The following is a 2,286-nucleotide window of genomic DNA, read 5'->3' on the forward strand; positions in this document are numbered from 1 at the left end:
GCACCAGCGTCCAGATGCCGAAAAGCTCGGCATTATGCTGCCTGGTCGCGTCATCCACCGCAAATGCGGCGACGGACAGAACCGTCAGTAGTAGAATTTTTCTCATTTTTCCCCCTTTTGGAATTTTAATATTCTCAGTAAAAAGAGCTTTGCTGCGTCGCCACCTTCCTTGCGGCTACGGCACACGAGCTTATCGTTTTGCTCTTGCAACTCGTCGAAGCATCGTCATTGCCCTTGCAGTTTCGGCACTGAAAGGTTTTGCCGCCCGCGCCGCACCTATTACCGCACGTTGTCGCCTTCTTTGCGGCGCACCGCCGCTAGGCGGTTTAGAGCGATCTGCGCGGTACTTTCGTGCAAACCCTCTCTCTGGCTTATTGTGCGATCTCCTCGAACGCAAATCATATTAATCCCCTCGCGCGCGGTATTTGTGCGTGTTATGTTGCCCCTAAAGCACGCCTCGCCGAATCTTTCTTTAAATTTACGCTTGATCTCCTTTAAAAGATACTCACCTAGTTTAAATTTTAGCCTTTCGTAGCCGCCTGAGCGCATTTGCTTCCTTTACCAGCGTAAATTTAGTGCGCAAAAACCACGACCTCGCCGCGCTCAAACGCGATCTGCCGTCCCGCTAGATACAGCTTGAAGTAGGGCTTCAAAAAGTCCTCCTGCGGCCTTTGCGCGTAGTTTGGATACTGCAAGTATGCAGCTAGCAGGTAGTCGCAGTTGATCGAATAGTACGCCTCGCCGAGCACCCATAGCTTCATATCGAGCTTGGGCGCGTCTATCATCCACTCCGTGATCGCCTCATAGACGGCGTGCGCAAGCCCATCTTTGTTATGCGCGAGATCAAAGCTCTCCTGCACTCGAGCGAATTTTATTTCGTTAAGCATTTTTAAAAGCTCGTTCTTGCCTAGAAACTCGGCGAAAATTTTTAAATTTTGAACGTGCGCTAAAGCTAGGCTCTTAAGCGCTTCGCCACCAAATTTCGGATCCTGCGGTGGGCAAAAATACCCGGGCGCCATGCCCTGATCGAACGCTTCCTGCGTCCGCTGCGCCGTGACTGCGTAGATCGGCATTATGCGCGCTTGCAGCGCTTCGCCGTTTTGCAGCGGCGCAAACACCGCTTCTACGCCGACGCCGTCAGGCATAAAGCACTGAAAAAGTCCGTAAAGCTTATCCTGCAGATCGATCTCTTCACAATCTAAGCTTAAATCTAGCCCCGCAGCCTCGTCAATGCGGCGCGCGTACTCGAAATTCGTCATCTTTGCCCTTTTAAATTTTGGTCGTCAAAGCGTTTGCGTGGAATTTTACCTAAATTTTGCGCATTTGCCGAATTAAAATTTACACGCGATGAGACTTTTGTAGAATTTAAAATTTAGCGGTTCGGTTTGGGTTCAGTACTGCGACAAAGCGGCGGAGCGATTGGCGGCGACGGGTTGTCGTGCGGGCGGTTAGTAGCGGTGGATGGGTATCGCGCGGCGGAGGCGTCGCCCGACGACGGCACCTACGGCACGTGACGACGGGCGGTAGCCGATGATCGCGACCGCAGCGCTCGCAGGCTACTTGCTCGCAGAAGCGGACTTTTCGCGCTCAGGCCGTCGCAAAATGGCGGGCAGCGTATTGGATGACCGCAGCGCTTGTAGCGCCCGTGATGAATGCCGTGTTTTTCATAATTCCTCCTTCGGTAGGAATTTTATTAATTTAGCTCGCCCTTTTACCGCTTGCATTAGTAGTGTCTTTCCATCTACTGGCTGTATCGTCGAAGAGGCGCAAACGCAGTATGCAATGTAATTTTACAGATCTTTTTATTTTGGCTAAAATAAGCAAAATTTTAAAGGAAAGATATGCTGATTTCTTACTTGCTGCGAGATAACCGGAAATTCGCTAAAATGAGAACTAGAATTTCGCGCAGAATTTATAAAGGGAACAAGTTCATCCGCGCCGTCTGCGCGATAGATTTGCTTTTCGCTTTTGCGTTTTCGGCTTGCCTTTTTATTTTTGAGGACGATTGGATAGAGTTTGTACGTAAGTACTATGGTGATAAGTCCTGGATAAAGAGCCTAGGAGCGATCTTGCCTACTGCTTGCGCAGTTTTTTATATTTACGCTATTTGCGTTAGATCGTGGCTGCTAAATTCCGCGATATATGATAAGAATAAAAATGTCACTTTCGGCGATTTTAGCATTGAAATTTCAGACGATTTAAAGGGGCAATTTATATTAGTAAGTGAGCGAGATACGCTCATTTACGATGCGGAATTTTGTGAGGTGGTAATGGAGCGCGATTTTT

General features: G+C 49.0%; 4 protein-coding genes. 2 read left to right on the plus strand and 2 right to left on the minus strand.

The window, feature by feature from the left end:
* Positions 1–279: 279 nt before the first annotated feature.
* A complete protein-coding gene (locus Q0236_RS03995; RefSeq protein ID WP_297915357.1) occupies positions 280–549 on the minus strand; it encodes a hypothetical protein in 270 nt (89 codons plus the stop codon).
* A gap of 23 nt (positions 550–572) precedes the next feature.
* A complete protein-coding gene (locus tag Q0236_RS04000; protein WP_297915359.1) occupies positions 573–1,259 on the minus strand; it encodes a hypothetical protein in 687 nt (228 codons plus the stop codon).
* Between the two features lie 126 nt (positions 1,260–1,385).
* Between Q0236_RS04000 and Q0236_RS04005 the strand changes: the two genes are divergently transcribed.
* Both Q0236_RS04005 and Q0236_RS04010 read left to right on the plus strand, forming a co-directional pair.
* Complete coding sequence (locus Q0236_RS04005; RefSeq protein ID WP_297915361.1) at positions 1,386–1,514, plus strand: hypothetical protein; 129 nt, start codon at positions 1,386–1,388, stop codon at positions 1,512–1,514.
* Positions 1,515–1,841: 327 nt separating this feature from the next.
* Positions 1,842–2,286, plus strand: a 445-nt coding sequence (locus tag Q0236_RS04010) for a hypothetical protein (RefSeq protein WP_297915363.1), incomplete at its 3' end; no start/stop codon positions are given.

Source organism: uncultured Campylobacter sp., assembly GCF_938031315.1.
GTDB lineage: Bacteria > Campylobacterota > Campylobacteria > Campylobacterales > Campylobacteraceae > Campylobacter_B.